The following is a 7107-nucleotide window of genomic DNA, read 5'->3' as shown; positions in this document are numbered from 1 at the left end:
GAAGGCTTCCGCGGTTCCACCCTGATTGGGCATGCTCTTTAGAGCAATACCCCACAGTCTCATCTTTCCACCTGCCCTCCAATTCCTCTACCTTCTTTTCTAAGGCGCTGATTCTATCCAATATCTCTTTAATCTGCTCAGCCACGGGGTCAGGAAGGCGTACCTGATCCAGGTCAATCTCATCCCTGGCCGATGCCACTCGCTTGTTGTCCTTTTTCACTATCTTCCCCGGCACGCCTACCACCGTGCAATTGGGCGGCACTTCGCTTAAAACCACAGCATTGGCTCCTATCTTTGAATTATCTCCTACCTTGAAAGGCCCTAAAACTTTGGCGCCCGCGCTTATCACCACGTTGTTCCCTATGGTAGGATGGCGTTTTCCGGTCTCCTTGCCAGTCCCCCCTAGCGTGGCTCCTTGATATATGGTGACGTTATTCCCTATTTCGGCGGTTTCCCCAATCACCACGCCCATGCCGTGGTCTATAAACAGCCCTTCACCAATTTTAGCGGCGGGATGTATTTCTATGCCGGTGATAAATCTGTTAAACTGCGAAATGAGCCGCGCTATAAGCTTAAATCCCTTGCCATAAAACCAATGAGCTATTCTATGCAATAGGATAGCATGAAACCCCGGATAGCACAATATGACCTCCAGAGCATTTCTGGCGGCAGGATCCCTTTCAAGTACAGCCTGGATATCCTTGCGAATTCGATCAAACATGAACCTCCCCCTTCTGCAAAATTTTTAGCCGTTAAAATAAAAGCCTTCATCCCTAGACTCAGAGACGAAGGCTTCCGCGGTTCCACCCTGATTGGGCATGCTCTTTAGAGCAATACCCCACCTTTATAGCCGTAACGTGGCATGGACGGTATCCCCTACTCAGCTATCAGCCTTTCGGAGATACAGCTCCAGGGCGCACCTTCAGCACGTCCTGTATCCAGGGCAACTCTCAGCGTAGCCATTGCCCCTCTCTGTGGATTTGACATGCCTACTTTTCCCGTTCATCGCCTTTATCCTTTTTATTTATAACCCCACTTCATCCAGTTAAAACTATCTAGGGATAATTCATTATATTACATTTCTCATCAACAAGTCAATGAGCGCGCAGGTAGACATTTTCCGTAAACCTACTTGCATACCGGTTATGCGCTAAACCTGCCGATGAGATTTTGAAGCCAGCTTATAAAGCTCTTTATGGCCTCCCATATACGCTGAAGTACTCCCTTATTCTCCTCCACCGTCTTCCTTATGTCATCCAAACGCCGCGTGATGTTCTCTAGCTGGGAGGTTATCTTGTTTATATCCAAATCCAGCTTGCTTATCTTTTCCATCAGTTCAATAATCCTATTGATCTGTTCCTCCGTAAGCTCTATATTGAGCTCCTTAGCAATCTGCAATATGATCCTTCTGATGTCCTCTGGGTCCTTGATCTTCTCTCGAATTATTTTTTCCTTTATTTCCTTTATAAGGGCCGCAGCCTCGTCCTTCCCTATGTCCTCGCCCAGCTCGCCGGTAGTTACCAGCTCCTCATTTGCAACCTTCTTGGCCTCCTCATCCAGCTCCTTGCCCGATACCTCTTCAAAAGCCTTCATTATGCCGGTTAGCGCTGCAGTTCCCGACACACTAAACGGAGCTGCAGCCACTACCCGTGCGTTTTCTATGCCGGCCGTGGCCATAGCATTGGCGTACATCTCTTTTGTAACCCAGCTTATGTTGTAGGTCTCAACCACCAAGCCTTCCCCTTCGGATAAAGGTTTAACATAGGCACAGGATATAGCCCTGGTTCCTATCTTATCCTCTGAAACAAGCCCCTCTAGATAATCCCTCTCCTCCTGGTTGGTAACCTTTATTATTTTCACCTCATCAGCCTTCACTCCAAACAGTTCTAGCATCTGTTGTTGCTGTTTTTCGTTTAAATCGGCACCAAGGCTTACCACTTCCTCCACCTGAGCCTGTACACTACCAAGCTGCCCCATCAACAACGCTACTGCACATAAGCAAGCCGTTATCCACCTTTTCATATCAAACCCTCCCCTGGGTATTTAAGATCTTGCCTGGACACCATTAAAGCACAACGCGTATTGCCCTGCACGTTCAAACTGTAGCCATTTTAGCGCCCAAACAAATCTTTCTTCACTTTTTAAAAATATTATTACGAGCAAAAAGCAAAATAATACAGGTTTCAACTTAAGCAGGATTTAAGCCAGTAGGGCCACAGCATAGGCAGCTATGCCCTCCCCGGCGCCTATAAAACCCAACCCTTCTGTGGTAGTGGCTTTAACACTTACCCTGTCAAATTCAATGTTGAGCTCCCGCGCTATATTTTCCCTCATCTGTTCAATATATGGCGCTATTTTAGGCCTTTGTACTACCACTATGGAATCGATGTTCTCTATGCGGTACGACATCTGCGCTATGAGCTGGCCCACCAAGCGCAGCAATACCAGGCTGCATATCCCCCTGTATCTTTCATCAGTATCTGGAAACAGCTTGCCTATGTCTCCCATCGCCGCAGCACCGAGCAAGGCATCCATTATAGCATGAGCCAAGACATCAGCATCTGAATGTCCCTTAAGCCCTTTTTCAAAGGGAATAGAAACTCCCCCCAGGATCAAATCCCTGCCTTCCACCAGCGGATGCACATCATAACCCATGCCTATCCTCATATACCAACCCTCCGGCCATAAATTCCCGTGCCAAAATCAAATCCTCCCTCGTGGTAATCTTTATGTTGCAATAGCTGCCCATCACCATTTTAACCGGATGGCCCAGCCGTTCTACCAGCACGGCATCGTCAGTTCCACAGAAGCCATCCTGCACGGCCTTCTCATGAGCCTCCCATATGAGGCGATACTTAAAAGCCTGGGGCGTCTGCACAAGCCATAGCTGGCTCCTCTGAGGGGTACATATTACAAATTGCTCATCATCCACTTTTTTTATGGTATCCTTGACGGGAACTCCCACCACAGCAGCCCCATATCTATCAGCCGCTAAAATGCTGTCCTGTATCATCTGCTCCGTCACAAATGGCCTGACCCCGTCATGGATGACCACTATATCAACATCTCCGAGCTCCCCAAGAGCTTTAAGGCCGTTATACACCGACTGCTGGCGTTCCTGCCCGCCTTCCACCACCAGTACAGGCTTTTTAAACTCATATTCCGATACTATGCTATCTTTAACGCGCTTAACGTCAGAAGGCGCCACCACAAGTACAATGGCCTCAATCGCTGGCTGCTCATCAAACGCCCGAAGCGCATGTACAACCACTGGCTTGTCATCCAGCAGCAAATACTGCTTGCTAACATCGGTGCCCATTCGCTTGCCCTGTCCAGCTGCAACTACAATAGCATAATTTCTCCCCTTCATGTTTTTATATCTATTCCACCCCCTGCTATATACAACGGGCTGCTAAACTGACATTCAATCAATACACAAGCTACTAACCTTACCTGTAGATGGATAAGCCCCGTAAGGGTACAGCAAAAGCTGGACAGCTTTCTATGCCTACTACAGTATACAAAAAAAAGCAACGGAATACAATCCGTTGCTTGATAATGAATTCTCATCCTACCTTTGGTCAACCCTTCAGCTTACCTTATCTACCGGTTTAGGTTTGGCAAATATCATCCTTCCTGCTGCCGTCTGGAGCACGCTGGTGACCAGTACTCCTATGGTCTCACCCACGTGTTTCTTGCCTCCGTCCACCACAATCATCGTACCATCGTCCAAATAGGCGACGCCCTGACCTACTTCCTTGCCGTCCTTGACAACCTGTACCACCATCTCTTCGCCGGGAAGAACTATGGGCTTCATGGCATTTGCCAGCTCATTGATGTTAAGCACCGCCACCCCTTGAAACTCTGCCACTTTATTCAAGTTATAGTCGTTGGTAATGATCTTGCCGTTCAGAAGCCTGGCCACTTTAAGCAGCCTGGTATCCACTTCAACCGAATCATCAAAGTCCTTTTCATAAATCTTCACCGGAATATTCAGCTCTTTTTGGATACGGTTCAGTATGTCGAGGCCACGCCGTCCGCGGTTGCGCTTTAGGGCATCAGAAGAATCGGCTATATGCCTTAATTCCTCCAGCACAAAGCTGGGAATAATCAGCGGACCTTCTATAAATCCGGTTTTACATATATCGAATATTCTTCCGTCGATTATTACGCTGGTATCCAAAATTTTGGGTTGAGCGCGATAGCCGTCGAACATGTCCTTATCCTTTGACGCCTTTTTATGGGGACAAAGCCAGCTAAGTTCATCCCTTCTCTTTATGGCAACGCTTATCCCCAGATACCCCAGCAGTATGTAAATAACCACCGTCAGAAATATTGAAACTCCCGGCAGAGCAATTTGATTTAATGGGAAACTGATGAGATAAGCTATGAATAACCCAACGATCAGCCCGCCAGCACCCAATATCACATCGGTTAAAGGCATCTCCTGTAGCTTTTTTTCTATCGCTTTTGTAAATCTAACCGTTAAAGATATGAGCTTGTTGGAAAAAACGAAAACAATAATTGCAAATGTTAAGCAGCAAAGCAAATAAACAATAGCATCCTGATACATTGGCACAAACGTTATCCCCTGGCTGTTGAGCAAATTGGTAATCCACCACGCCGCCCCGATACCCATGACGGCGCCACATACCGTCAACGCTCCTCTAAAAGCCTTTACCAGCACATCTTCACCTCCTCTTTTTCGGTCATGCCATCCTCCAAAGACTCCATATTTCTCCTCTCCAAAGCCAATCCCAAGCCCAAGTCCCCTTTTATTATTATTGACACTCTACCAAATTTTATAAGGTCAAGCACAGCTTATCATACCCTTGCCCAGGGATCTCACTCGGCCTGTCTTTCCAAAATGACCCTATCAACCAGCGCTGCAACCTCATCTTCGCTTCCATCTATGGACAGCATCAGCTCGCTGATGAGGAACTGCCTGGCACTGCTGAGCATCTTCCGTTCAGCAGCAGACAAGCCCTTCTCCCTATCCCTTAAAGTCAAATTTCTCACCACATCGGCAATCTCATATATATCCCCACTTTTTATCTTATCCATATTTAATCTGTACCGCTTATTCCAGTTGGTAGGCATGTTGGTCTGTTCCCCGTTCAAAACATCCATCACCTTATCGACTTCATCTCTGGATATAACCTGCCTCAAACCCATTTGTTCAACATTCTTGGTGGGGATCATTACCGTTATCTTCATTATAGGGAAATATAGCACATAATATTCCTGCTTCTCGCCCAGTATCTCCCTCTCTTCTATGCTCTTCACGATGCCGGCACCGTGCATCGGATAAACCACCTTATCCCCCACCTGAAAAACCATAAAAAAGCCTCCCTTTTGGTACAATATTTTCTTTATTATACCACAAGTTTCTGATACTGTCAATAAAAGTAACATTCTAACACATAGGAAACGAGCTTGTCAATATCAGCAAAAACAAAAATTTTGCGATCACCAAGCATACAAGGAACTTACTATGGCTTATATAATTGAGCCATAAAATCTTGTTCCTTTAGCGCTGTAATCTTTATACTGAATATTTACTAAAAGGTGTAACGGCGACATTTTTTCGCAGAAATGTAGGGATAATAAGGTAGAAATAACGAAATGGAAATAAAACGAAGGCAAAAATGGAATTCACCAATGAAATGTCTAATGGCAGCCAATCGAAAGGCTATACCCATGGCATTGCAGCTTAAAGCATGAAACTTTTCCCGATTTAGAGCCCCAAAATCACCTCTAGGGCCTCGGATATGGTCCCAACGCCCATTACCTCCATGCCCTTTGGAATGACAAGGCCTTTCAAATTATCGCGGGGTATCACGCACTGCTTGAAACCCAGCCTCAAGCTTTCGTTGATCCTCTTGTCGATATGGCTTATCCCTCTGACCTCGCCCGTCAGCCCCACTTCCCCCATCACCACCATCTCGGGGCTTACCGGAATATTCCTGAAGCTGGAAGCAATGGCGGTAACCACAGCCAAATCAGCGGCCGGCTCATCTATTTTGAGTCCTCCTACCACGTTGACATAGGCATCCTGGTCATACAGCTGCATTCCAACCCTTTTCTCAAGAACCGCCATGAGCAGGATGACGCGATTATAATCGATGCCGGTAGACATGCGGCGCGCCATGCCAAAAGCGGTGGTGCTGACCAGGGCCTGCACTTCCACCAACACCGGCCTGGTTCCCTCCATGCTGCACAGCACTACTGACCCAGGCACCCCTTGGGTTCGCTCGGAAAGCAAAATTTCAGAAGGGTTATGTATTTGGACAAGTCCCCTGTCCCTCATCTCAAAAACGCCTATCTCATTGGTAGAACCAAACCTGTTTTTCACTCCACGCAGTATCCTATAGCTGTGGTGCCTATCCCCTTCAAAATAGAGAACGACATCCACCATATGTTCCAAAACCCTTGGCCCTGCAATTGCCCCTTCCTTTGTCACATGCCCCACTACAAATACGGTAATCCCTTCGTTCTTGGCCAGCTTCATGAGCACTCCCGTAGCTTCGCGAACCTGCGTTACGCTGCCGGGAGCGGATGACAGTTGCGGCAGAAACACCGTTTGAATTGAGTCTATGACCAAAAATTCCGGCCTCAGCGTCTCAACATGGGAGAGTATCACGTCCATGTTGGTCTCTGAGACCAGATATAGCCTGCCGGCCGATATATTGAGGCGGTTGGCTCTCATCTTTACCTGCTTGACGGATTCCTCGCCCGAAACGTAGAGCACTGTTCCATGCCTATCAGCCAAAGAGTTACACACCTGAAGCAGCAAGGTCGATTTTCCAATCCCTGGATCACCGCCTATCAATATCAAAGAGCCTTTTACGATCCCTCCACCCAGCACGTGGTCCAACTCTTCAAGGTCAGTGGTATATCTTTCCTCATCCTGCAGGCTTATTTCCTTAAGAGCTTCAGGCCTGGAATGCAACATCACATCTAGCTCAGTAGCATCATGGCTTCTGAACTGTATCTCTTCCACAAACGTATTCCACTGCTGGCAGGAAGGGCACCTGCCCATCCACTTGGGGGACTCATACCCGCATTCCTGACATACAAATACCTTCCTCGGTTTAGCCATAACCC

8 protein-coding genes and 1 other annotated feature are annotated in these 7107 nt (G+C 47.3%); all 8 genes read right to left on the bottom strand.

The features are described from left to right. The coding region (cysE, locus tag FWJ59_RS01055; protein WP_414480131.1) for a serine O-acetyltransferase at positions 1–721 on the bottom strand (721 nt) is incomplete at its 3' end. A 57-nt stretch (positions 722–778) separates the two neighbouring features. Next, positions 779–1015: a binding site (T-box leader), on the bottom strand. A 128-nt stretch (positions 1016–1143) separates the two neighbouring features. Then, positions 1144–2022, bottom strand: coding sequence for a DUF1002 domain-containing protein (locus FWJ59_RS01050; protein WP_414480130.1), 879 nt, complete (start codon positions 2020–2022; stop codon positions 1144–1146). A gap of 177 nt (positions 2023–2199) precedes the next feature. Then, the gene (gene ispF, locus FWJ59_RS01045; protein WP_414480129.1) at positions 2200–2667 is read right to left on the bottom strand and encodes a 2-C-methyl-D-erythritol 2,4-cyclodiphosphate synthase; all 468 of its coding nucleotides are present in this window, start codon (positions 2665–2667) and stop codon (positions 2200–2202) included. Further along, the gene (gene ispD / locus FWJ59_RS01040) at positions 2645–3370 is read right to left on the bottom strand and encodes a 2-C-methyl-D-erythritol 4-phosphate cytidylyltransferase (protein ID WP_414480128.1); all 726 of its coding nucleotides are present in this window, start codon (positions 3368–3370) and stop codon (positions 2645–2647) included. The genes ispF and ispD overlap by 23 nt, the downstream gene beginning before the upstream one ends. 219 nt (positions 3371–3589) lie before the next feature. Then, positions 3590–4687, bottom strand: coding sequence for a PIN/TRAM domain-containing protein (locus FWJ59_RS01035; protein WP_414480127.1), 1098 nt, complete (start codon positions 4685–4687; stop codon positions 3590–3592). Beyond that, the gene (locus FWJ59_RS01030; RefSeq protein WP_414480126.1) at positions 4678–4818 is read right to left on the bottom strand and encodes a hypothetical protein; all 141 of its coding nucleotides are present in this window, start codon (positions 4816–4818) and stop codon (positions 4678–4680) included. Before FWJ59_RS01030 ends, FWJ59_RS01035 begins: the two co-directional genes overlap by 10 nt. A 27-nt stretch (positions 4819–4845) precedes the next feature. After that, complete coding sequence (locus tag FWJ59_RS01025; RefSeq protein WP_414480125.1) at positions 4846–5340, bottom strand: CarD family transcriptional regulator; 495 nt, start codon at positions 5338–5340, stop codon at positions 4846–4848. A gap of 397 nt (positions 5341–5737) precedes the next feature. Beyond that, complete coding sequence (radA, locus tag FWJ59_RS01020) at positions 5738–7102, bottom strand: DNA repair protein RadA (RefSeq protein WP_414480124.1); 1365 nt, start codon at positions 7100–7102, stop codon at positions 5738–5740. Positions 7103–7107 lie beyond the last annotated feature (5 nt).

Source organism: Caldicoprobacter sp., from assembly GCF_047459465.1.
GTDB lineage: Bacteria > Bacillota > Clostridia > Caldicoprobacterales > Caldicoprobacteraceae > Caldicoprobacter.
This window is presented reverse-complemented; position numbering and strand designations above follow the sequence as displayed.